General features: G+C 68.3%; 17 protein-coding genes, 2 tRNA genes and 1 pseudogene. 13 read left to right on the plus strand and 7 right to left on the minus strand.

Going from position 1 to position 23,526, the window contains the following annotated elements:
- Positions 1-115: 115 nt before the first annotated feature.
- The 10 genes and pseudogenes from dnaA to QE359_RS03620 all read left to right on the plus strand — a co-directional run.
- Positions 116-1,567, plus strand: a pseudogene (gene dnaA, locus QE359_RS03575) (chromosomal replication initiator protein DnaA); the annotation flags it as partial.
- A gap of 489 nt (positions 1,568-2,056) precedes the next feature.
- Positions 2,057-3,202 carry a DNA polymerase III subunit beta gene (gene dnaN / locus QE359_RS03580; protein WP_070417468.1) on the plus strand — a complete coding sequence of 382 codons (1,146 nt, stop codon included), beginning with the start codon at positions 2,057-2,059 and terminating at the stop codon, positions 3,200-3,202.
- Between the two features lie 70 nt (positions 3,203-3,272).
- On the plus strand, positions 3,273-4,160 hold the full coding sequence (gnd, locus tag QE359_RS03585) for a phosphogluconate dehydrogenase (NAD(+)-dependent, decarboxylating) (protein WP_092385584.1): 888 nt from the start codon (positions 3,273-3,275) through the stop codon (positions 4,158-4,160).
- Between the two features lie 30 nt (positions 4,161-4,190).
- On the plus strand, positions 4,191-5,441 hold the full coding sequence (recF, locus tag QE359_RS03590) for a DNA replication/repair protein RecF (RefSeq protein ID WP_309777631.1): 1,251 nt from the start codon (positions 4,191-4,193) through the stop codon (positions 5,439-5,441).
- On the plus strand, positions 5,441-5,941 hold the full coding sequence (locus tag QE359_RS03595) for a DUF721 domain-containing protein (protein ID WP_071294231.1): 501 nt from the start codon (positions 5,441-5,443) through the stop codon (positions 5,939-5,941). The genes recF and QE359_RS03595 overlap by 1 nt, the downstream gene beginning before the upstream one ends.
- A 132-nt stretch (positions 5,942-6,073) precedes the next feature.
- The gene (gene gyrB, locus QE359_RS03600) at positions 6,074-8,077 is read left to right on the plus strand and encodes a DNA topoisomerase (ATP-hydrolyzing) subunit B (RefSeq protein WP_070417464.1); all 2,004 of its coding nucleotides are present in this window, start codon (positions 6,074-6,076) and stop codon (positions 8,075-8,077) included.
- A gap of 117 nt (positions 8,078-8,194) precedes the next feature.
- On the plus strand, positions 8,195-10,843 hold the full coding sequence (gene gyrA, locus QE359_RS03605) for a DNA gyrase subunit A (protein WP_070417463.1): 2,649 nt from the start codon (positions 8,195-8,197) through the stop codon (positions 10,841-10,843).
- Complete coding sequence (locus tag QE359_RS03610) at positions 10,836-11,243, plus strand: DUF3566 domain-containing protein (RefSeq protein ID WP_070417462.1); 408 nt, start codon at positions 10,836-10,838, stop codon at positions 11,241-11,243. Before gyrA ends, QE359_RS03610 begins: the two co-directional genes overlap by 8 nt.
- Positions 11,244-11,319: 76 nt before the next feature.
- Positions 11,320-11,396, plus strand: a tRNA-Ile gene (locus QE359_RS03615).
- Between the two features lie 32 nt (positions 11,397-11,428).
- Positions 11,429-11,501: transfer RNA gene (locus QE359_RS03620), tRNA-Ala, on the plus strand.
- A gap of 547 nt (positions 11,502-12,048) precedes the next feature.
- Here the strand turns inward: QE359_RS03620 and QE359_RS03625 are convergent.
- Positions 12,049-12,621, minus strand: a complete 573-nt coding sequence (locus QE359_RS03625) for a hypothetical protein (RefSeq protein ID WP_309777636.1) — start codon at positions 12,619-12,621, stop codon at positions 12,049-12,051.
- A 117-nt stretch (positions 12,622-12,738) separates the two neighbouring features.
- On the opposite strand from QE359_RS03625, the gene QE359_RS03630 reads away from it, so the two are divergent.
- Together QE359_RS03630 and QE359_RS03635 are read left to right on the plus strand one after the other, a co-directional pair.
- The gene (locus QE359_RS03630) at positions 12,739-13,278 is read left to right on the plus strand and encodes a peptidylprolyl isomerase (RefSeq protein ID WP_070417461.1); all 540 of its coding nucleotides are present in this window, start codon (positions 12,739-12,741) and stop codon (positions 13,276-13,278) included.
- Positions 13,279-13,286: 8 nt separating this feature from the next.
- Positions 13,287-14,153: a rhomboid family intramembrane serine protease gene (locus tag QE359_RS03635; protein WP_309777639.1), complete on the plus strand. Its 867-nt coding sequence runs from the start codon at positions 13,287-13,289 to the stop codon at positions 14,151-14,153.
- A gap of 335 nt (positions 14,154-14,488) precedes the next feature.
- Here QE359_RS03635 and QE359_RS03640 read toward each other — a convergent pair whose 3' ends face one another.
- The gene (locus QE359_RS03640) at positions 14,489-14,743 is read right to left on the minus strand and encodes a cell division protein CrgA (protein ID WP_070417459.1); all 255 of its coding nucleotides are present in this window, start codon (positions 14,741-14,743) and stop codon (positions 14,489-14,491) included.
- 82 nt (positions 14,744-14,825) lie between these two features.
- Here QE359_RS03640 and QE359_RS03645 point away from each other — a divergent pair, with 82 nt between their 5' ends.
- Positions 14,826-15,470 (plus strand): glutamine amidotransferase-related protein, encoded by a 645-nt coding sequence (locus QE359_RS03645; RefSeq protein ID WP_309777642.1) that lies wholly within the window; start codon positions 14,826-14,828, stop codon positions 15,468-15,470.
- Between the two features lie 147 nt (positions 15,471-15,617).
- Here the strand turns inward: QE359_RS03645 and pknB are convergent, their stop codons facing one another.
- The 5 genes from pknB to QE359_RS03670 all read right to left on the minus strand — a co-directional run bounded on the left by pknB (position 15,618) and on the right by QE359_RS03670 (position 23,523).
- The gene (gene pknB / locus QE359_RS03650) at positions 15,618-17,414 is read right to left on the minus strand and encodes a Stk1 family PASTA domain-containing Ser/Thr kinase (RefSeq protein WP_302847769.1); all 1,797 of its coding nucleotides are present in this window, start codon (positions 17,412-17,414) and stop codon (positions 15,618-15,620) included.
- Positions 17,415-17,535: 121 nt separating this feature from the next.
- Entirely contained in the window at positions 17,536-19,287 is a 1,752-nt protein-coding gene (locus tag QE359_RS03655; protein ID WP_309777644.1) for a protein kinase domain-containing protein, read from the minus strand.
- Positions 19,284-20,741 (minus strand): penicillin-binding protein 2, encoded by a 1,458-nt coding sequence (locus QE359_RS03660; RefSeq protein ID WP_071294235.1) that lies wholly within the window; start codon positions 20,739-20,741, stop codon positions 19,284-19,286. Before QE359_RS03660 ends, QE359_RS03655 begins: the two co-directional genes overlap by 4 nt.
- Positions 20,738-22,174, minus strand: a complete 1,437-nt coding sequence (locus QE359_RS03665) for an FtsW/RodA/SpoVE family cell cycle protein (protein ID WP_309777646.1) — start codon at positions 22,172-22,174, stop codon at positions 20,738-20,740. The genes QE359_RS03660 and QE359_RS03665 overlap by 4 nt, the downstream gene beginning before the upstream one ends.
- Positions 22,171-23,523 (minus strand): Stp1/IreP family PP2C-type Ser/Thr phosphatase, encoded by a 1,353-nt coding sequence (locus QE359_RS03670; RefSeq protein WP_070417453.1) that lies wholly within the window; start codon positions 23,521-23,523, stop codon positions 22,171-22,173. The genes QE359_RS03665 and QE359_RS03670 overlap by 4 nt, the downstream gene beginning before the upstream one ends.
- Between the last annotated feature and the right edge of the window lie 3 nt (positions 23,524-23,526).

The raw sequence follows: 23,526 nt of genomic DNA on the forward strand, positions 1-23,526 counted from the left end.
CCGCCAGGAACGTTCCGGCGGTCGACGCTGCGCCGGTCCGTCCGGCGGCGGTGGACACCCAGTGCAGACGAGCACCAGCGACGAGCACGACACGACATCAGGAGACGAGCGCGACATGACGATGCCGGCCGACCCCGTCGAGGACCTCTGGTCATCCGTCCTCGGACTCCTCTCGGAGGACGACCGCATCACCCCGCAGCTGCACGGCTTCCTCAACCTGGTCGAGCCGAAGGGCGTGCTCGCCGGCACCCTCTACCTCGAGGTGCCGAACGACCTCACCCGCGGCATGCTCGAGCAGCGGATCCGCATCCCGATCACCGAGGCCGTCTCCCGCATCGGTGACGACACCGTCGCGAACTTCGCCATCACGGTGAACCCGGACATGGCGTCCGAGCCGCGCGTAGACACGCAGGTCACGAGCAACGTCCCCGAGTACGCCGAGCCGGTGCAGGAGGCCGTCGAGCAGAGTGCGGCCCCCCGCCAGTACATCGAGGCGCCGTTCGTCCCGAGCCAGATCGACTCCCCGGGGACCAGCGGTCGCCCCGAGTCCCGGCTCAACCCCAAGTACAACTTCGACAACTTCGTCATCGGCTCGTCGAACCGCTTCGCCCACGCGGCGGCGGTCGCGGTGGCCGAGGCCCCGGCGAAGGCCTACAACCCGCTCTTCATCTACGGCGACTCGGGCCTCGGCAAGACCCACCTCCTGCACGCGATCGGCCACTACGCCGAGAGCCTCTACCCCGGGATCCGGGTGCGGTACGTGTCCAGCGAGGAGTTCACGAACGACTTCATCAACTCGATCGCGAACAACCGGTCGAACCAGTTCCAGCAGCGGTACCGCGACATCGACATCCTGCTGATCGACGACATCCAGTTCCTGCAGGGCAAGGACTCCACGCAAGAGGCGTTCTTCCACACCTTCAACACGCTGCACGACCACAACAAGCAGGTCGTCATCACGTCGGACGTCGCACCGAAGCACCTGACCGGGTTCGAGGACCGGATGCGCTCCCGCTTCGAGTGGGGCCTCATCACCGACGTCCAGGCGCCGGACCTCGAGACCCGCATCGCGATCCTCCGCAAGAAGGCGCAGTCCGACCACCTGCAGGTGCCGGACGACATCCTCGAGTTCATCGCGTCGAAGGTGTCGAGCAACATCCGCGAGCTCGAGGGCACCCTGATCCGCGTCACGGCGTTCGCGAGCCTCAACCGGACGGCCGTCGACATGGCCCTGGTGCAGACGGTCCTCAAGGACCTCATCACGCTCGACGACGACAACGTGATCGCGCCGACGGACATCATCAACCACACCGCGGAGTACTTCAAGCTCTCCGTCGACGACCTCTACGGGTCCTCCCGCTCGCAGGCGATCGCCACGGCACGGCAGATCGCGATGTACCTCTGCCGTGAGATGACGAGCCTGTCGCTGCCGAAGATCGGACAGCTCTTCGGCAACCGGGACCACACCACGGTCATGTACGCCAACAAGAAGATCGCGGAGCTCATGAAGGAGCGTCGCTCGATCTACAACCAGGTCACGGAGCTGACCAGCCGCATCAAGCAGGACCCGCCGCTACCGCTGACGCACGTCGCGTTGCGTCGCGCTGCGCACATCTGGTACGGCCCTGGAGGCGCGGCTGACGACCGTCAGATCGGCCTGCTTCCGCGCGCATCCACCATCTGAGACGGTTCCATGCGCCGGACTTCACACAGTGTGGAAAGCCTGTGGATAACTGTGGAGGACACGCCGGTCGGTTGTTCACAGCGGAGGGGCCACCTGTGGAGACTGGGGATGGAAGTGGATAGATGAGATTCATTCATCCAGACGCCGCCCACACACCACTCACAACTCACACGTGTGTAGTTCCCTGTGGACAAGCGGTGTGAACAGGGTTATCCACAGTGTGCACAGGCGTTAACACCATTACTCCTGGTTAACGATTGATCTCAGCGGGCCAACCTTGTGGACGGCGGGATGACAAGAAATCCGGGCCTCGCCGGGCTGTGCCACAATGGGGCGGCCGGACAGTCCAACCGATCGACAGGGGTTCCAGCTGTGAAGTTCGAGGTCAACCGGGACGTCTTCTCCGAAGCCGTCTCCTTCGCGGTGAAGCTCCTCCCACAGCGCACGACCCTCCCGATCCTCTCGGGCGTCCTCATCCACGCCGACGGCGATCGACTCACGCTCTCGTCGTTCGACTACGAGGTCTCGGCGCAGACGTCCATCGCCGCGCAGATCGACGACCCCGGCACGGTGCTCGTCTCCGGCCGGCTCCTCAACGACATCGCGAGTCGCCTGCCGAACGCCCCGGTCACCTTCACCACCGAGGACTCGAAGATCTCGGTCACCTGCGGTTCGGCGCACTTCACGCTGCTGTCCATGCCGGTCGAGGAGTACCCGACGCTCCCGGAGATCGGCGAGCAGACTGGCGTCATCCCCGGCGACGCCTTCTCCGAAGCCGTGTCCCAGGTCGCCGTCGCCGCCAGCCGCGACGACGTCACCCCGGTGATCACCGGCGTCCAGCTCGAGGTCGGCGACAACGACCTGTCGCTCATCGCGACGGACCGCTACCGCGTCGCCGTCCGCACCATCGCGTGGGACTCCGGCCGCGTCGGGTCGGACCCGCTGCACGCGCTCGTCCCGGCCCGCACCCTGCAAGAGGTGGGCCGCACGTTCGGCTCGGCGTCCACCGTCTCGGTGTCGATCAGCGGCTCGTCCGATCGCGAGCTCATCGCGTTCCACGCGGACGACAAGACCGTCACGTCGCTGCTCATCAAGGGCAACTACCCGCCGGTCCGCCGGCTCTTCCCCGAGACCGTCCAGGACCACGCGGTGATCAACACCGCGGAACTGGTCGAGGCGGTCCGACGGGTCTCCCTCGTCCTGGAGCGCGAAGCCGCCCTCCGGTTCTCCTTCACGGTCGACGGGCTCACGCTCGAAGCGATCGGTTCCGAACAAGCGCAGGCGTCAGAGTCGATCAGTGCGTTGCTGACCGGTGAGGAAACGGTGGTCTCGCTGAAGCCCGCCTTCCTCCTGGACGGGTTGAACGCGGTGCACTCCGAGTTCGTCCGGATCTCCTTCACCAAGACGGAGAACCCCAACAAGCCGGGTCCGGTGCTCATCACCGGCCAGACCTCGCAAGAGGCCCCGGCCGCGGACGGATACCGGTACCTGCTGCAGCCCAATCTCCTGCTGCGGTAAGCGCAACAGCCGAACACTGCGCTGACGCGCCATCCCTGCATCAGCGCGACGACGAACAGAAGAGGAAATCATGCACATCGGTCTTGTCGGCCTCGGTCGCATGGGCAACAACATGCGTGCCCGTCTCCGCAACGCAGGCATCGAGGTCACCGGCTACGACGCGAACCCCGCCGTCTCAGACGTCGCCGACCTCGGCGCACTCGCCGCGGCGCTCCCCGAGGGCAAGAAGCTCGTGTGGGTCATGGTCCCGCACGGCAAGATCACCGACGACGTGATCACCGACCTGTCGAACGTCCTGAGCGAGGGCGACCTCGTGATCGACGGCGGCAACTCGAAGTGGCTCGACGACGAGGTGCACGCCAAGCAGCTCGACGCCAAGGGCATCCGCTACATGGACGCCGGCGTCTCCGGCGGTGTCTGGGGCAAGGAGAATGGCTACGGCCTCATGGTGGGCGGCGCCCCCGAGGACGTCGAGTTCGCCATGCCCGTCTTCGACGCGCTCCGTCCCGAGGGCCCGCGCGAAGAGGGCTTCTCGCACGCCGGCGGCGTCGGCGCGGGCCACTACGCGAAGATGGTCCACAACGGCATCGAGTACGCGATCATGCAGGCGTACGGTGAGGGCTACGAGCTCCTCGAGGCGAAGGACATCGTCCACGACGTCCCGGCGGTCTTCGCCGGATGGCAGCGCGGCACGGTCGTCCGCTCCTGGCTGCTCGACCTCCTCGTCCTCGCGATCAACGAGGACCCGAAGCTCGACGAGCTCGAGGGCTACGTCGACGACTCGGGCGAGGGTCGCTGGACCCTCGAAGAGGCGATCGAGCTCGCGGTGCCGATGCCCGCGCTCTCCGCGGCGATGTTCGCCCGCTTCGTCTCGCGTCAGGGCAGCGAGTCCCCGACGATGAAGGCCGTCGCGGCGCTCCGCAACCAGTTCGGCGGCCACGCCGTCAAGAAGGCGTAGTCCAACCGGGGCAACCCGGCCACGGCCCGCGTGCACGTCGACCACCTGCAACTCACGGACTTCCGGAACTACCGGGAGGCCGAGGTCGACCTCGCACGCGGGCCGAACCTGTTCGTCGGCCGGAACGGACAGGGCAAGACCAACCTCGTCGAGGCGATCGGCTACCTCTCCACCCTGGGATCGCACCGGGTCCCGACGGACGCGGCACTCGTGCGGCAGGGCTGCGACGCGGCGATCGTCCGCGCTCGGCTCGCGCACGAGGACCGCAGCATCCTCGCCGAGGTCCAGATCAACCGCACCGGCGCGAACCGGGCGCAGGTGAACCGCTCGGCCATCAAGCCCCGCGAGCTCCCGCGCTACTGCACGAGCGTCCTCTTCGCTCCCGAGGACCTCGCGCTGGTCCGGGGCGAACCGGCCGGCCGACGCCGGATGCTCGACGAGCTCCTCGGGCAGATCGCCCCGCGCATGCAGGGCGTCCTCGCCGACTACGACCGGACGCTCCGGCAGCGGAACACCCTGTTGAAGTCGGCCCGGGCGACCGGTGCGAAGGCGGGTTCGCTCGCGACGCTCGACGTCTGGGACGAGCGGCTCGTGGCGTTCGGCGCCGAGATCATCGCCGCCCGTGACCACCTCACCCGGCGGCTCGCCCCGTTCGTGGCCGAGGCCTACGCGACCGTCGCCGGCGAACGGCACGAGGCGTCGATCACCGGAGTCCTGAGCGTCCGCGGCGGCGACCCGGAGGACGCGGCCGCGACGGATCCCGTCCTCGGGACACCCGACGAGCCGGTCACCGTCACCGCAGCAGCAGATGCGTTCCGCGCGGCACTCGAACGGCGTCGACGCGACGAGCTCGACCGCGGCCTGACGCTCGTCGGTCCCCACCGCGACGACGTCCTCTTCCAGCTGAACGGGTTACCTGCCCGCGGCTACGCCAGTCACGGGGAATCGTGGTCGTTCGCGCTCGCCGTGCAGCTGGCCAGTGCCTCGATCCTCCGCGCCGAGTCGAGCCTGGGGGATCCGATCATCATCCTCGACGACGTGTTCGCCGAACTCGACGAGTCCCGCCGGGAACGCCTGGCTGGGGCGGTCGCCGACTACGAGCAGGTGCTCATCACCGCGGCGGTGTTCGGTGACGTGCCCGAGCAGCTGGCCGCGCACACCGTCCGGATCGAATCGGGCACGATCGTGACCGACGAGGCGGAGCCGAGCCGCGCCTCCAGTCCGACCGGAGAACCGGAAGACCACCGGGCGGAAGCCGACCCGACCGGAGCGGGCGTCTGATGCCGAAGCCGTCGAAGCCGACCGAGCCCTCGCGGGTCTACCGGCACCTCCGCGCCGTCTTCGGCGACCCCTCGAAGCGCGGCGTCGACGCGCGCCGGCGCCGCATGAAGGGACTCGATCCCGACTCCGTGCCCTACGGTCGCGGTCGCGAGCCCGCCGGACTCGGCGACGTCGTCGGTTCGCTCGCGCAGGAACTCGGCTGGACGGAGCCCCTCGCCCGGTCCGAGCTGTTCGTGGACTGGCCCGCCGTGGTGGGGGAGGAACTCGCGAAGCACTCCCGACCCGTGACCATCGACGACGGTGCACTCGTCATCCGGTGCGACTCGACGGCCTGGGCGACCCAGCTCCGACTGATGCGCAGCACCGTCACGACGACCATCGCCGAGCGGCACCCCGAGGCGGGGGTCCAGTCGATCCGGGTTTCGGGCCCCGACGCCCCCACCTGGAAACGGGGTCCCAGGACGGTTCAGGGGCGCGGTCCCCGCGACACTTACGGGTAGGGCGACGAAATCGTCCGGAAGGACGAAAAAAGGCCGTCCACGGCCGGAATCCGCCCTCGGAGGAGGGGGTCCTGCGGTAGACTGAGAGGTGCAGTGCGCGGGTGTTCCGCGCGCAGGCAGGAGCACCTTCGAATGACATCCGGATCTGACGACGACCGACAGAACTCGTCCGGCGAGGCGACCCCGCAGAGCGATCCAGCGTACGGCGCAGACCAGATCCAGGTGCTCGAGGGACTCGAAGCCGTCCGGAAGCGTCCGGGCATGTACATCGGGTCGACCGGTCCCCGCGGTCTGCACCACCTCGTGCAGGAGATCGTCGACAACTCCGTCGACGAAGCACTCGCGGGCTACTGCGACACGATCAACGTCACCATCCGCGAAGACGGCGGCGTCCGCGTGGTCGACAACGGCCGTGGCATCCCCGTCGGGATCCACGCTGCCGAGGGCGTCTCGACCGTCCAGGTCGTGCTCACCGTCCTGCACGCCGGCGGCAAGTTCGGCGGCGGCGCGTACGCGGTGTCCGGTGGTCTGCACGGCGTCGGTTCGTCGGTCGTCAACGCGCTGAGCTCCGAGCTCGACGTCGAGGTCCGCCAGCAGGGCCACGTCTGGCGCCAGAGCTACACCGACGGCGTCCCGGTCGCGCCCCTGTCGAAGGACGAGGAAGACGACGGTCACGGCACCACGATCACCTTCTGGCCGAACGCGGACATCTTCGAGACCGTCGTCTTCGACTACGAGACCCTGCGCACGCGCTTCCAGCAGATGGCCTTCCTCAACAAGGGCCTGCGGATCACCCTGACCGACGAGCGCACCCCGGCCGAGGGTGAAGAGGCACGGCACGACTCCTTCCTCTACGAGCGCGGCCTCGCCGACTACGTCGAGTACCTCAACGCCCAGAAGAAGGCCGACCTGGTGCACCCGGACGTCATCGGCTTCGAGGCCGAGGACCCGGAGCGCAAGATCGCGCTCGAGGTCGCGATGCAGTGGAACACCTCCTACCAGGAGAGCGTCCACACCTTCGCGAACACGATCAACACGCACGAGGGCGGCACCCACGAAGAGGGCTTCCGCGCGGCGCTGACGTACCTGGTCAACAAGTACGCGCGCGAGGCGAAGATCATCAAGGAGAAGGACGACAACCTCACGGGTGACGACATCCGTGAAGGGCTGACGGCCGTCATCTCCGTGAAGCTCGGCGAGCCGCAGTTCGAGGGGCAGACGAAGACCAAGCTCGGCAACACCGAGGCGAAGGGCTTCGTCCAGCGCGTCGTCGGCACCGAGCTCACCCACTGGTTCGAGAGCAACCCGACGCAGGCCCGCGACGTCGTGCGCAAGGCGATCCAGGCCTCGCAGGCCCGTCTCGCCGCACGCAAGGCACGCGAGACCACCCGTCGCAAGGGCCTCCTCGAGTCGGGCGGCATGCCCGGCAAGCTCAAGGACTGCCAGTCGAAGGACCCGACGGTCTCCGAGATCTTCATGGTCGAGGGTGACTCCGCCGGTGGTTCCGCCGTGCAGGGTCGCAACCCGATGACGCAGGCGATCCTGCCGCTGCGCGGCAAGATCCTCAACGTCGAGAAGGCCCGCCTCGACCGTGCCCTGGCCAACCAGGAGATCCAGTCGATGATCACGGCGTTCGGTGCCGGCATCGGCGAGGACTTCGACCCGGACAAGGCCCGGTACCACAAGATCGTGCTGATGGCCGATGCCGACGTCGACGGCCAGCACATCACGACCCTGCTCCTCACCCTGCTGTTCCGCTACATGCGGCCGCTCATCGAGCGCGGCTACGTGTACCTCGCGCAGCCGCCGCTCTACCGCCTGAAGTGGTCGAACTCGGCGCACGAGTACGTGTTCAGCGACCGGGAGCGCGACGCCCTGATGCAGGCCGGCCTCGCCGCCGGCAAGCGCATCCCGAAGGACAACGGGATCCAGCGCTACAAGGGTCTCGGCGAGATGGACTACAAGGAGCTGTGGGACACCACGATGAACCCGGACACCCGGACGCTCCTGCAGGTCACGCTCGAGGACGCCGCCGCGGTGGACAGCGTCTTCGCGACGCTGATGGGTGAGGACGTCGAGTCCCGTCGCCAGTTCATCCAGCAGAACGCGAAGGACGTCCGGTTCTTGGACATCTGATCCTGGCCTGGAGGCGCGGCGTGAGTCGCGCGGACCAGTCCTGACCACCTGTGGTCGCGCCCGGCGCGACTGACGGAACCACAGCCTCCAGGCTGTCCAGAAAGGGAACGAAGCCACATGGCTGACGACAACGAGAACGGCGCCGACGAGCAGCCCGAGATCGTCCACGGCGACAGCGGGGACATCGTCGTCTCCGGTGACCGCATCTCGCAGGTCGACCTGCAGCTCGAGATGCAGCGCTCCTACCTCGACTACGCGATGAGCGTCATCGTCGGTCGTGCCCTGCCCGAGGTCCGTGACGGACTGAAGCCGGTGCACCGCCGCGTGATCTACGCGATGTTCGACGGCGGCTACCGTCCCGACCGGGCCTTCTCGAAGTGCTCGCGCGTCGTCGGCGACGTCATGGGGCAGTTCCACCCGCACGGTGACAGCGCGATCTACGACGCCCTCGTCCGCCTGGTGCAGCCGTGGTCGCTCCGGTACCCGCTCGCGCTCGGCCAGGGCAACTTCGGGTCCCCGGGCAACGACGGCGCCGCCGCCCCGCGGTACACCGAGACCAAGATGGCGCCGCTCGCCATGGAGATGGTCCGGGACATCGACGAGGACACCGTCGACTTCCAGGACAACTACGACGGTCGCACGCAGGAACCCGCGATCCTGCCGGCACGCTTCCCGAACCTGCTGGTCAACGGGTCCGTCGGCATCGCGGTCGGCATGGCGACGAACATCCCGCCGCACAACCTGCGCGAGGTCGCTGCGGGCGCCAAGTGGGCGCTCGAGCACCCCGACGCCACGCGTGAAGAGCTCCTCGGCGCGCTCATGCAGCGGATCAAGGGCCCGGACTTCCCGACCGGGGCGCAGATCCTCGGCACGAAGGGCATCCAGGACGCCTACCGCACCGGTCGTGGCTCGATCACGATGCGCGCGGTCGTCAACGTCGAGGAGATCCAGGGTCGCACCTGCCTCGTCGTCACCGAGCTCCCGTACCAGGTGAACCCCGACAACCTCGCGATCCGCATCGCCGAGGGCGTGAAGGACGGCAAGCTCGCCGGCATCGCGGACATCCGCGACGAGACCTCGGGTCGTACCGGTCAGCGTCTCGTCATCGTGCTCAAGCGCGACGCCGTCGCCAAGGTCGTCCTCAACAACCTGTACAAGCACACGCAGCTGCAGGAGAACTTCGGCGCGAACATGCTCGCGATCGTCGACGGTGTGCCCCGCACCCTCGCGCTCGACGGGTTCATCTCGGCGTGGGTCGACCACCAGATCGACGTCATCGTCCGCCGCACCCAGTTCCGGCTGCGCGAGGCCGAGAAGCGCGCCCACATCCTCCGTGGCTACCTGGCCGCGCTCGACGCCCTCGACGAGGTCATCGCGCTCATCCGCCGGTCGCCCGACGTCGAAGAGGCCCGCACCGGCCTGATGGACCTGCTGTCCGTCGACGAGATCCAGGCGCGCGCGATCCTCGAGCTCCAGCTCCGTCGGCTCGCCGCCCTCGAGCGGCAGAAGATCCACGACGAGGCCGAGGAGCTCGAGCGCAAGATCGCCGACTTCCAGGACATCCTCGCGTCGGAGACCCGTCAGCGCACGATCATCGGCGACGAGCTCGAGGAGATCGTCGAGCGGTTCGGCGACGACCGCCGCAGCGAGATCCTGCTCGGCTTCGACGGCGACATGTCCATCGAGGACCTCATCCCCGAAGAGGAGATGGTCGTCACCATCACCCGCGGCGGGTACGTCAAGCGGACGCGCAGCGACAACTACCGCTCGCAGCACCGCGGCGGCCGCGGGGTCAAGGGTGCGCAGCTGCGCGCCGACGACATCGTCGAGCACTTCTTCGTGACGACGACGCACCACTGGCTCCTCTTCCTGACGGACAAGGGGCGGGTCTACCGCGCGAAGGCCTACGAGCTGCAGGAGGCCAGCCGCGACGCCAAGGGTCAGCACGTCGCGAACCTGCTCGCCATGCAGCCGGACGAGCAGATCCAGCAGGTGCTCGACATCCGCGACTACGAGGCGGCCCAGTACCTCGTGCTCGCCACGGCGCACGGTCTCGTGAAGAAGACCCCGCTCACCGAGTACGACACGAACCGCACCGGTGGCATCATCGCGATCAACCTGCGCGACGGCGACACCCTGGTGCAGGCGCTCCTCGTCGACGAGCACGACGACCTCCTGCTCGTGTCGAAGCACGGCATGTCGCTGCGCTTCACCGCGACGAACGACACCCTGCGCCCGATGGGTCGATCGACCTCCGGCGTGAAGGGCATGTCCTTCCGCGACGACGACTCGCTGCTCGCAGCCCGGGTCGTCTCGGACGACGGCTACGTGTGGGTCATGACCGAGGGCGGCTACGCCAAGCGCACGTCGGTCGACCAGTACCGCGTACAGGGCCGTGGTGGTCTCGGCATCAAGGTGGCCAAGCTGGCCGCTGACCGAGGCGACCTTGTGGGTGCTCTCATCGTGGGCGAGGACGACGAGGTGCTCGTCGTGCTGCAATCGGGCAAGGTGGTAAGGTCTGCCGTGGCCGAGGTGCCCGCCAAGGGTCGCGACACGATGGGTGTGGTCTTCGCGAGGTTCGCGGAGAACGACCGGATCATCGCGGTGGCCCGGAACACAGAGCGGAACCTGGACGACCAGGACGACGCCGAGATCGAGCCTGCGGGCCCGGTGGAGACGGTCAGCCCGGACGAAGCGGCCGCCGACCCCGCCGACACAGTGCCCACGGACACCGTGGCCGGAGAGGACCAGTCAAGCAATGAGTAGTGTCGCCGAGAAGCTCCAGAAGAAGGCGAAGCGGCCCGTCGGCACCCGTCAGGTGCGACTGCGGCTCGTGTACGTCGACTTCTGGTCGATGGTGAAGCTCAGCTTCCTCATCGCCCTGGCCGGCTCGATCGTGATCGTCGTCGCCACCGCGCTGGTGTGGGTCATCCTGAACCAGACCGGTGTCTTCACCCAGATCGACGCCCTGCTGAAGGACGTCACCGGGCAGAACAACTACTCGATCATGGACCAGTTCTCGCTGGGCCAGGTGCTCGGGTTCTCCATCGTCGTGGGCATCCTCAACGTGGTCGTCGGCACCGTGCTCGGCGCCATCGTGAGTGTCCTCTACAACCTCAGTGTGCGGATCACCGGCGGCTTGCTCGTCGGCTTCACGAACAACTGACACACCCGGGCCGGATGGGCCGACCGCCTCGATTTCGTTCTGCGAGATCCGTACGGTAGGCTTTCATCCGGTCTGAGGGGCTATAGCTCAGGCGGTTAGAGCGCTTCGCTGATAACGAAGAGGTCCAAGGTTCAAGTCCTTGTAGCCCCACCACTTCCTCCGACACTCCGTACGATGGGTGTCACGGGGCCTTAGCTCAGTTGGTAGAGCGCCTGCTTTGCAAGCAGGATGTCGGGAGTTCGATTCTCCCAGGCTCCACTCCCTCGGCGTGAGCGATGCTCCGCTCGTTCCTCGCTTCGCCTCACTCGGTCGTTGTGTTCGTCTGCGCCTTCGGCGCGCCGCTCCGCGATCGGTTCCGTTGCGCGACGTTCTTGCGTCGCGCGATCGGTCGGTTTCGCGCTCGAGGTTTGCCGATTGTGGCATCTCGCGCGGGCAGAACGGCCGTTCCTGAGACCTCGGCGGACGTGAGCGGCGCGTCGTGCGACCGCGACACGGCTCCAGGTGGACCCCGGTGGACGTGCGTGGCGGGTCGTGCGACCGCGCCGCGTGGCGGGGTGGGCCGAGCGCGACGGCGGACGGGAGGCGCGGGGCGGGGTCGACCCGCGCCTCCCGTCCGCCGCCGGGCCGGTGAGCGGGCACGACATGCCGCGCGTCGTGCGCCGAGTGGGCACGAACGGCCGCTTCGGCGCGGTAAGCGCGACGTATTGTGCCCGCTCGCCGCCTCCGGCGACGGCCGGCGGGCCGCCGGCCCACGGACGACGAAGGGCCCCGGCGCGTGCCGGGGCCCTTCGTGCGAACCGGGAGGTCAGGCGGCAGGCTTCTCCGCCGTGTCAGCGTCATCGGCGACCCACAGGTCGTCGTCCGCGCGGAGCGTCTGGTACGCGGCGTAGGCGGCGCCCGCCACGGCGACGACACCGACCACGATCAGCGCGACACCGCCGAAGCCGATGCCCTTCTTCTGGTGCGGCACGTACTTCTCCGCAGCCTTCTTGGCCTTCTTGCCCTTCTTCTGGGCGTTCTTCACGATCCTCTTGACGCGGGGATCCTTCGCGAGGTCACCCACGCTGAGGACCGAGCCCGCCGTCGCGACGAGTCCGGGGACGACCTCGGACTGGAAGCGGTGCGAAGCACTCTGCGCTGCGCTCGTGGCAGCGTGCACCCCCGTGGCGACAGCCGGACGGATGCCGTTGTCGATCGCGTTCTGCACTCGCGGAGCGATGTCCTTGCGAGCGGTGTCCACGGCGTGGGACCGCGCCTCCGCAAGGATCGCGTTCGCGTGCTCGAGGACCTTGCGCTGCTCGCCGAGGAGCGAGGCGGTCTGGCCCTTGAGCTTCTTGATCTGCTTCCGGCGCTTGCGCGGGATCTCGATCGTCGTCATCTGGTACCTCCATCGGAACGGCGTGACCCCCATCCTGCCACCGCAGTGCCTGACAGGTCACGGAGCCCCACCTGTGTGATCCGTCTGACCGTCAGCAGTACATGCGAGAATCGGAACATGTCTCTGCACACCGCTGTCGCAACGATCCACACGAACAAGGGCGACATCCGCGTCAACCTGTTCGGCAACCACGCTCCGAAGACCGTCAAGAACTTCGTCGACCTCGCGACGGGCAAGCAGGAGTGGACCCACCCCGGCACCGGCAAGGTCTCGACCGACAAGCTGTACGACGGTGTCGTCTTCCACCGCATCATCAAGGACTTCATGATCCAGGGCGGCGACCCGCTCGGTCAGGGCATCGGCGGACCGGGCTACCGCTTCGACGACGAGATCCACCCGGAGCTCACCTTCCAGAACCCGTACATCTTCGCCATGGCGAACGCCGGCATCCAGGGCGGCCGCGGCACCAACGGCTCGCAGTTCTTCATCACCACGGTGGCGACGCCGTGGCTGCAGGGCAAGCACACCATCTTCGGCGAGGTCGCGGACGACGAGTCCCGCGCGGTCGTCGACGCGATCGAGGGTGTGGCGACCGACGGCCGTGACAAGCCGCTCGAGGACGTCGTCATCCAGAGCATCGACGTCGAGGACGTCTGAGCCACCACGTGACCGATCAGGCGTACAACCCGAACAACACCTGCTACCGGCATCCGGACCGGCAGAGCTTCGTGCTCTGCCAGCGCTGCGGGCGGACGATCTGCCCGGAGTGCCAGACGCCGGCGGCGGTCGGGGTGCACTGCCCTGAGTGCGTGCGCGAGCAGCGTGCGCAGTTCCAGGCGAACCGTCGGGCGTCCGGAGGCCCCAGCGGGCTGACGGTCGCCCGGCGGCGCTTCGCCATGCTCGATCAGAAGGCGACGGTCGTGATCGTCGCCGTCTCGGCTGTGCTGTGGTTGCTGAACCAGGTGACCGGCGGCTACGTCAACGCCTGGTTGAGCTACTACGCCCCGGCGGTCGGCTCGCAGCCGTGGCGACTCGTGACGGGCCTCTTCGTCCACTCGTCCTTCTTCCACATCCTCTTCAACATGTGGGCGGTGTGGATCTTCGGGCGGATGCTCGAGAACATCCTCGGCACGTGGCGGTTCGTCGCGTTGTACTTCTTGGCAGGGCTCGGCGGCGACCTCGCGGTCTCCCTGCTCAGCCCTGCCACGCCGGTGGTCGGGGCGTCGGGTGCGATCTTCGGGTTGTTCGCGGCGTTCTTCGTGATCCAGCGCAGCCTCGGTTACAACGCCGTGCAGCTCCTCGTCATCATGGGCCTCAACCTCGTCGTGGGCTTCCTGCCCGGGACCGCGATCTCGTGGCAGGCGCACGTGGGTGGGATCGTCCTCGGCTTCATCACCGGATTCGTCTTCGCGCGGACCCGGAACATCCGGCAAAGGCGGCTGCAGATCGGACTCCTGGTGGCTGAGGCCGTCGTCCTCGTCGGGCTCATCTACGCGGCGTACGCGGGCTTGTCGGTCGGCGTCGGCATCTGAGTCCCCGTCTGCACACGAACGCCCCGTCGCTCAGCGGCGGGGCGTTCGTGCGTCCGCGGGGGCTTTTCCACACGTGCACGACCGAGTTGTCCACAGCTGTGGAGAACGCGGTGAGTTACACGCGTGTGATTATCCCCACTGTGGACTTCGCTGTGGATAACTCTGGGACGAGGGTGTGGATGGGTGTGTGGAGAGTGTGGAGAACTGTGGAGAACGCACGCGGAGGCGGGGACAAGGGCTACGGCGGGGCGAGTGCGCTGTGGACAACGGCACGTACGACGACGCCCGCCGCACCAGCAGGTGCGACGGGCGTCGGGAGGTGTGTGGCCGGGGTGCTACCGCCAGCGCGTGGTCATCAGGAAGCCGACGAACATGATGCCGAAGCCGATCAGGATGTTCCACGAGCCGAGGGACGGCACCGGCAGGGTCGTGTTCGAGATGTAGAAGACGATCACCCAGGCGAGGCCGATGAGCATGAAACCGAACATGACCGGCTTGAACCACACGGGGTTCGGCTGGTCCCCCGCGGTGTCGACCGAGTCGGCTCGGGTCGTCCGGGCGGGCTTGGTGCGGTCCTTGTCCTTGGCCATGGCCGGTATCCTACCGTGACCGCGGGTGTGGGAAGCCTCTCAGCCCGCCGCACACATCCCCCACGAGTACGGTGAACCGACCATGACCAAGATCCTCGTCGTCGACAACTACGACAGCTTCGTCTACACGCTGAACGGCTACGTGCAGCAGCTCGGGGCGGAGACCGACGTGGTCCGGAACGACGCCTTCCCCGCGTCCGAGATCGCCGACCGCATCGCCGAGTACGACGGTGTGCTCCTGTCTCCCGGCCCCGGGACGCCCGCGGATGCCGGCGTCTCCGTCGAGACCGTGCACGCCGCCATCGCCGCGGACAAGCCCCTGCTCGGTGTGTGCCTCGGCCACCAGGCCATCGCCGAGGCGCTCGGTGCGACGGTCACCCACGCCGAGGAACTCATGCACGGCAAGACCTCGCAGGTCGACCACGACGACAGCCCCCTCTTCACGGGCGTCCCGCACCCGTTCACGGCGACGCGGTACCACTCGCTCGCGATCGTCGACGGCACGGTCCCCGACGAGCTCACGGTGACCGCCCGGACCGGTGGCGGCGTCATCATGGGCGTGCAGCACCGCGAGCACCCCGTGTACGGCGTGCAGTTCCACCCGGAGTCGGTCCTCACCGAGGGTGGCTACCGGATGGTCGGCAACTGGCTCGAGACGACCGGCCTCGCCGGTGCAGCGGAACGCGCTGCGGGCCTGAACCCGCTCATCGCGGCGCACCGGGCTTGACAGCGGCGCGCCACTGACGCGACCGCCCTGCGGGACGGTGGGGCGTAGCCGGCTCGAGCCGCGCCTCCGGGAACGCAGGCCGACACGACGCCGGACAGGAGGCGCGGCGCACCCCCGTCACGGAGCATCCGTCAGGACGCGGTCAGGTCACTGACCGTCGTCGCCGCCGTCCTTACCACCGTCGGCGGGTGCATCCGTCGCCGGCGGCTGCGAGGGCTGCGCGGAGCCGGCGCAGTACGTGAGCGTCACGGTGCTGCCCTGCGCGATGTCGCCGGCGGGGGCGCTCTGCTGCGTCACGGTACCGCCGATGCACGAGTAGGACGGCGCCGGCGTGACCTTCAGCCCCAGCTGTGCGAGGGTCGCGTTCGCCGTGGAGAACGGCTGCTGGGTGACGTTCGGCAACTCGACCTTGCCGTTCGACACGGTCAGGTTCACCACCGTGCCCTTGGTGTGCTGCGAGGAGGCGGCGGGGTCGGTGCTCATGACCGTCCCCTCGGGCACGTCGGGCGAGTAGTCGGAGTTGATCGCACCGACGGCGAAGCCCGCCTGCTCGAGGGTCTTCTGCGCTGCGTCCTGCGCCTGCCCCGCGAGGTCCGGGACGGCGACCTGTTCGGGGCCGAGCGAGACGATCACGCGGACGTTCTGCTTGCGCGCGACGTTCGTGCCGGAGCCGGGCTCGGTGCGGATGACCGATCCCCGGTCGACGTCGTCGGAGTTCTCCTCGACCTTGACGGGGACGAGGTCCTTCTTGCCGAGCGCGGAGGCCGCGGAGTCGTAGGTGGCACCGACGACGTTCGGCACGCTGACCGAGGACGTGACGGGAGGCTTGCCCGGACCGAGGTTCGCGACGAAGAACACGACCGCCACGATGACCGCCGCGGTCAGGATGATGCCGACCCAGATCCAGGCGACGGGCGGACGGTTCTGAGTGCGCTGCGGACGGTGCTCGGCGGTGTCGTCGTCGAGCTCGCGGAAGGCCACCGCGGGGTTCGAGGTCGTCCGGGGGTTCACACCGAACAGCACCGTCGAGGCGTCGTGGGCGGCCTGCTGCTGGAGCTTGCGGGTCGACGCGGGAACCTTGCCCGCCGCGGCCTGCTGCAGCTCCGTCCGGAACTCCGCCGCGTTCTGGTAGCGGCGCGTGCGGTCCTTCACCAGGGCGTGCAGCGTGACCGCGTCGAGCGCCGGCGAGACCTCGGGCGTGAGGGACGACGGCGCGACGGGCTGTTCGCTGACGTGCTGGTACGCGACGGCGACGGGGGTGTCCCCGAGGAACGGCGGGCGGCCGGTGAGCAGCTCGAAGAACACGACACCGGTGGAGTAGACGTCGGTACGGGCGTCGACGGTCTCGCCGCGGGCCTGTTCCGGGGAGAAGTACGACGCGGTACCGAGGATCGAGGTCGTCTGGGCGACCGTCGCGGAGGTGTCGGTGATGGCGCGGGCGATGCCGAAGTCCATGACCTTGACCTGGCCGGAGTGCGTCACCATGACGTTCGCGGGCTTGATGTCGCGGTGCACGACGCCGGCACGGTGCGAGTACTCGAGCGCGGTGAGGATGCCCTCGGTGATGCGCACGGCTTCGTCCGGGGCGACCGGGCCCTCGCCGATGATGTCGGAGAGCGGACGGCCCTCGACGTACTCCATGACGATGAAGGGCACCTGCACCTCGGCACCAGAGGTCTCGGTGACCGTCTCTTCGCCGGCGTCGTAGACGCGGACGATGGTGGGGTGGGCCATGCGGGCGGCCGCCTGGGCTTCCTGCCGGAAGCGCGTGCGGAACGCCGGGTCGTTGGCGAGGCTGGGCTTCAGCAGCTTCACCGCCACCTTGCGTCCGAGCCGGGTGTCGTTGCCCAGATGCACAGTGGCCATGCCGCCCCGACCGATGACGTCACCGATCTCGTAGCGGTTGGCGAGGAGGGTGATCCCCGCGGTCACACCTTCTGGCACGTACTCCTCCGAATGTCCGTCCGGGCAAGTGTACGGCAGGCTTCGCTGGTGAGACGCTGGTGACGGGGGGCTCGACCGAACCGTTACGCAACGGTGTCGCGAGCCCCCGTCCGGGGGTCGATCAGTTGCCGTCCTGCGGTGCCTGGCTCGGGTTGTTGCCGTCGGTCGGGTCGGTCGTCGGCTCGTCCGTGGCCTGCCAGGCATCGCTCGACGCGGCCTCGGACGCCGCGGACGCCGCGAGGTTGCCGCACGTCACGGTGTAGCTCAGCGAGGCCGAGGTGTCGATCTTGTCGATCTGCACGGTGACCGATCGGTGGTCGGCGTCGAGCGTGCCCGAGGTCTGGCTCGAGGCGTCCTTGCCGCCGGTGATCGTGTACGCGTACGACGACACGGTGTACCCGGTCGGGCACGTCGCCGCCGCCCAGCTGAAGGTCACCACGCCGTCGGCGGACACCGCACCCGGGGACGCCGAGTTCGGCTGGTTGACCGTCGGCTGCGCCGTGTACTGCTGCAGCACGACGAGCGAGCCGGGAGCCAGGCTGCCGGTGGGGCTGATCGACTGGACGGTGTTCGCCTGCTCGGGCTTTGGGGCGGGGTCGCCGTCCTCGACGCGGGAGGTGAGGTTCAGGGCCTCGAGCTTGGCCTGCGCGTCGGCGACCGACAGCCCGACGAAGTCCGCCGAGTTCACGGTCACGCGGGTCTCGGTCGGAGACGGCGTCGGGGTGTTGGACGGCTTCGGCGTCGCGCTGCGCGTCGTCGCGGACTTCGTCGGCTCCGGCTGGTCGTTGCTGTTCAGGGCGAACGCACCGACGACACCGGCGATGATGAGCACCGCGACGATGCCCACGACCCACCAGATCCAGGCGCGCTTCTTCTTCGGCTCCTCGCCCTCGCCGTCGACCGGCGAGCCCGGGGTGCCCGGACCGCCCGCGACCGCACCGGCCTGGGTGCCGATGAGCGCCGTCGCGGCGTCGTTCCCCGGCGTCTGCGGCGGGTTGAACGCCACGGTGCCGCCAGCCGCGATGGCCGGGACGGCGACGGTGGCGGCCGCGACGTCCCCACGGCGGAGCGCCTGAGCCGCACGGGCCAGGTTCGCCGCCGTCGCCGGACGGTCGGCCGGCTTCTTGGCGATGCACGACATCACCAGGGCGGAGACCGGCTCCGGGATGTCCCCCGGGAGCGCAGGCGGCTGCTCGTTGATGTGCGCCATGGCGATCGCGACCTGCGACTCGCCCGTGAACGGGCGACGGCCCGCCAGGCACTCGTACGCGACGATGCCGAGCGAGTAGATGTCGGTCGACGGCGACGCCGGGTGCCCGCTCGCCTGCTCCGGCGAGAGGTACTGGACGGTGCCCATGACCTGTCCGGTCGCGGTGAGCGGCACCTGGTCGGCGATGCGCGCGATGCCGAAGTCGGTGATCTTGACGCGGCCGTCCGGCGTGATGAGCAGGTTGCCCGGCTTGATGTCCCGGTGAACGAGCCCGACGGCGTGTGCGGCCTGCAGGGCGTTCGCGGTCTGCGCGACGATGTCGAGGACCTTGTCGACCGGCAGCGTGTGCTCCCGCTCGATCATGGTCGAGAGCGCCTCGCCCGGGACGAGCTCCATCACGAGGTAGGCGCTGCCGTCCTCCTCGCCGTAGTCGAAGACGTTGGCGATGCCCTCGTGGTTGACGAGCGCAGCGTGACGGGCCTCGGCGCGGAAGCGCTCGAGGAAGCCCGGGTCGCCGAGGTACTCGTCCTTGAGGATCTTGAGTGCGACGGTCCGGCCGATGACGAGGTCGGTGGCCTGCCACACCTCTCCCATGCCGCCGATGGCGACGCGGGACGAGAGTTGGTACCGCCCACCGAAGGTGAGTCCGCTGGTGGGTCTCATTTGTTCAGCACCGCCTCCATGACTTTCTTCGCGACCGGGGCCGCGACCGTGTTGCCGACTCCGGACTGCCCGAGTCCGCCGCCGTTCCCGACGACGACCGCGACGGCCACCTCCGGGTCCTTCGCCGGGGCGAAGCCCGTGAACCAGAGTGTGTAGGGATCGCCCGTGCCGCCTTCGGCCGTGCCAGTCTTCCCTGCGACGTCGACACCGTCGATCTTGGCATTGGTGCCGGTCCCCGAGCTGACGACGCTCTGCATGGCCTCGGTGAGGTCACTCGATTCGGAGGCCGAGAGCGGATCGCTGTACTGCTTCGGGGAGAAGGACTCGACGGTCTTCAAGTCGCTCGTCGTGATCGAGTCGACGAGCGAGGGCTGCATGACCTTGCCGCCGTTCGCGATGCCGGCGGAGACCATGGCCATCTGCAGCGGGGACACGCGGACGCTGGCCTGGCCGAACGAGCTCAGCATGAGCTGCGCGGTGTCGTCGCTGACGTCGGGGTACTGGCTGGCGGTGGCGCGCATCGGGACCTCGATCGCGTCGCCGAAGCCGTACTTGTCCGCCATGCTCTTGATCGCGTCGTAGCCGAGCTTCTGGCCGAGCTCCGCGAAGGGGATGTTGCACGAGTACTGGATCGCCGTGCGCAGCTTGACCTTGTCGCCGCCGCCGCACGAGCCGCCCTCGGCGTTGTTGATGTACGTGCTCGTCCCGGGCAGCTGCAGTCGCGACGGGTTCGGGAACTCGGAGTCGAGGTTGTACTTGCCGCCCTCGAGCGCCGCGGACGCCACGACGAGCTTGAAGACCGACCCGGGCGTGTACAGGTCGCCGCCGATGGCCCGGTTCTGCAGGGGCTTCGCGGCGTTCGACTCGAGCGCCTTGTACTGGTCGATGACGTTCTGCGTGTCGTGCGACGTCAGCGTGTTCGGGTCGTAGCTCTGCTTCGACACCATCGCGAGGATCTTGCCGGTCTTCGGCTGGATCGCGACGACGGCACCGGTGTTGTCACCCAGTGCGTCGTACGCGGCCTTCTGGACGTCCGGGTCGATCGTCAGGTTGACGTTGTCGCCCTGGACGTCCTGGCCGGTCAGGATCGCGTTGAGGTTCTGGAAGAACGAGGCGTCGGAGTTGCCGGAGAGCACGGTGTTCTCGGCGCCCTCGATGCCGGAGTTGCCCTGGCCGATCGTGAAGTACCCGGTGACGGCCGAGTACAGGTCGCCGTTCGTGTACTTCCGCTGGTACTGGTACTGGTCGTCCACCGGGGTCGACTCGGCGATGGGACTGCCGTTGACGAGGATCGCGCCGCGCTTCGTGGAGTAGCTGGCGAGGATCGTCCGGGAGTTCCGCGAGTCCGCGCGGAGGGAGTCGGCCGAGAAGAACTGGATGGAGGTCGTCGACACGAAGAGTGCGACGAACATGAGCACGATGACGGTCGAGACACCGCGGAGCTGTCGGTTCACCGGCTGCGCTCCTTCCTGGTCGTCCCGCGACCACGAGCAGCCGGGATCGCACCCTGCTGCACGCGCTGTTCGGCGGGGATTGCATCGGTCAGGCGCAGCAGCATCGCGGCGATGATCCAGTTGGCGACGAGGGACGAACCACCGGCCGCCATGAACGGCGTGGTGAGGCCGGTGACCGGGATGACCCGGGTGATGCCGCCGACGACGACGAACACCTGCAGGGCGATGATGAAGCCGAAGCCCACGCCGAGCAGCTTGCCGAAGTCGTCCTGCGCCATGAACCCGACGCGGAGGCCCCGGGACGCCAGGATGATGAACAGGGCGAGGATCGCGAAGACGCCGATCAGGCCGAGTTCCTCACCCAGCGACGCGATGATGTAGTCCGCGTTGGCGACCGGGGTGATGTACGGACGCCCCTGGCCGAGACCGGTGCCCGTGATCCCGCCGTTCGCGAAGCCGAACAGGCCCTGCACGAGCTGGTAGCTGCCCTGGGTCTGCCTGGTGAAGATCTCCTGGTTGAACGGGTCGAGCCACTGCTCGAACCGACCGTGCACGTAGACGAGTACGGACTGTGCGACGAGCGCGCCGCCGACGAACAACACGAGCCCGATGAGGACCCAGCTCAGCCGCGCCGTCGCGACGTAGATCATCACGAGGAACAGGCCGAAGTAGAGCAGCGCGGTGCCGAGGTCGCGCTGGAAGACCAGGACGCCCATGGCCGCGGCCCACATCACGAGGATCGGACCGAGGTCGCGCGCCCGCGGGAACGTCATGCCGAGGAACTTCCGGCCGACGATCGACAGCGAGTCCCGCGCGGTGACGAGGTAGCCGGCGAAGAACAGCGCCATCGTGATCTTGGCGAGCTCGCCCGGCTGGAAGGTGAACGAGCCGAGCTTGATCCAGACCCGCGCGCCGTTCACGTTGAGTCCGATGCCCGGCAGCATCGGCAGCAGCAGCAGCGCGATCGTCAGGAACATGAAGATGTAGCGGTACCGCTGCAGGAACCGGTGGTTCCGGACGACGGAGACCGTGATGATCGCCAGGATCATCGCGAGCATCGTCCAGACGATCTGCTTCACGCCGATCGCGCCCCAGCCGGTCAGGCCGTTGTGGACGTCGATGCGGTAGATCTCGGCGATCCCGATGCCGTTCAGCACGAGTGCGACCGGCAGGATGAACGGGTCGGCGTTCTTCGCGACGATGCGCAGCACGACGTGCATCACGAGCGCGAGCCCGAGGATGCCGGCGCCGACCCAGAGCACCGAGGTGTCGAACAGCTTGCCCTTCGTGCCGAGCTGCACGAGGACCATCGCGCCGGCGCAGATGCCGCACGCGATGACGAGCAGCACGAGCTCGAGGTTGCGGGCGCGGGCGGGCTCCCGCAGCTTGATCGTGATCGCCTGCGTGAAGGACTGGGCGGTGGCGCTGCTCATCGCTTCGCCCCTGGTGACGGCGACGGCGACTTCGTCGGGGACGAGGAGGGCGTCGGGGACGGTGATCCGCCGTCACCGCCGGTGCCTGCCTGGTCCTGCCCGGTTTCGGCAGCCTTCCGGAGCCGGTCGACGATGTCACGGGCGTCGTCGAGCGACTGCGCGTTGATCGTCGAACGGACGTTCTCGCGGGTGTACTCCGGCAGCCCGGACACCGAGATGTCGGTGTCCTCGTACACGTCGGACAGCGCGATCGGCCCGATCGACTGCTGCACGCCCTTGTAGATCGCGACGGTGCCGCGGTCGGTCCCGACGTAGTAGTGGTCCTGGATGATCCGCCAGCCGAGGAAGACGGCGCCGACGAGTGCGGCGACGGCCACGACGAGCGCGATGGTCCACGAGACACGACGGCGGATCCGGCGACGGCGGTCCTCGGCGATGAGCTCGGCGAAGAACTGGTCGGACTCGGGCTCGAAGTGCGAGTCCTCGGGGGCGGTCGTGACCTTGAGCGGGTGGAGCAGGATCGTGGGGAGGCGGATCGGCTTGCGGCCGGTCGACGCCTCGAACGTGAGCGGTGCCGCCGCGGAGCCGACCGTGGTGGCCGCATCGTCGTCGTCGTCGGGCTCGGTGTCGGTGACGTCCATCACGACGACCGTCACGTTGTCGGGCGCGCCGTGGTCGAGCGTCTCCTTCACGAGGCGCTGCGTGACCTGGTTCGCGTCCATGTTCGACGCGAGCGCGTGCCGGATGCGCTCTTCGGCCAGGTACGACGAGAGTCCGTCGGAGCAGAGTAGCCAGCGGTCGCCCGGCTGGATGTCCATGATGGCGGTGTCGACCTCCGGCGCGGCGTCGACGTCGCCGAGCACCCGCATGAGGACGGAGCGCCGCGGGTGCACCGCGGCCTCTTCCGGGGTGATCCGGCCGCTGTCCACGAGCCGCTGCACGAAGGTGTGGTCGGACGTGATCTGCTGGAGCTCGCCGTCGCGGTGCCGGTAGATGCGCGAGTCGCCGATGTGCGCGATGGCGATCTGTTCGCCGACCCGGATCATCGCGGACACCGTGGTGCCCATGCCGGTGAGTTCCTGGTGCTCGAACACCGTCTCGGTGATGAGCTGGTTCGCCGCGATCAGCGCCGACTGCAGTGCGAACTCGGCGTCGTGCGCCGACGGGAACTCGCGGTCGACCTCCCGGATGCGGCGGATCGCGATCGCCGAGGCGACGTCACCGCCCGCGTGCCCGCCCATGCCGTCGGCCACCGCGAACAGGTGCTGTCCGGCGTAGCCGGAGTCCTGGTTGTTCGCGCGGATGCGTCCGACGTGGGACACAGCGGCGCTCAGCGTGCGAGCGGTCATCCC

This window comes from Curtobacterium sp. SORGH_AS_0776 (genome assembly GCF_031453355.1).
Lineage (GTDB): Bacteria > Actinomycetota > Actinomycetes > Actinomycetales > Microbacteriaceae > Curtobacterium.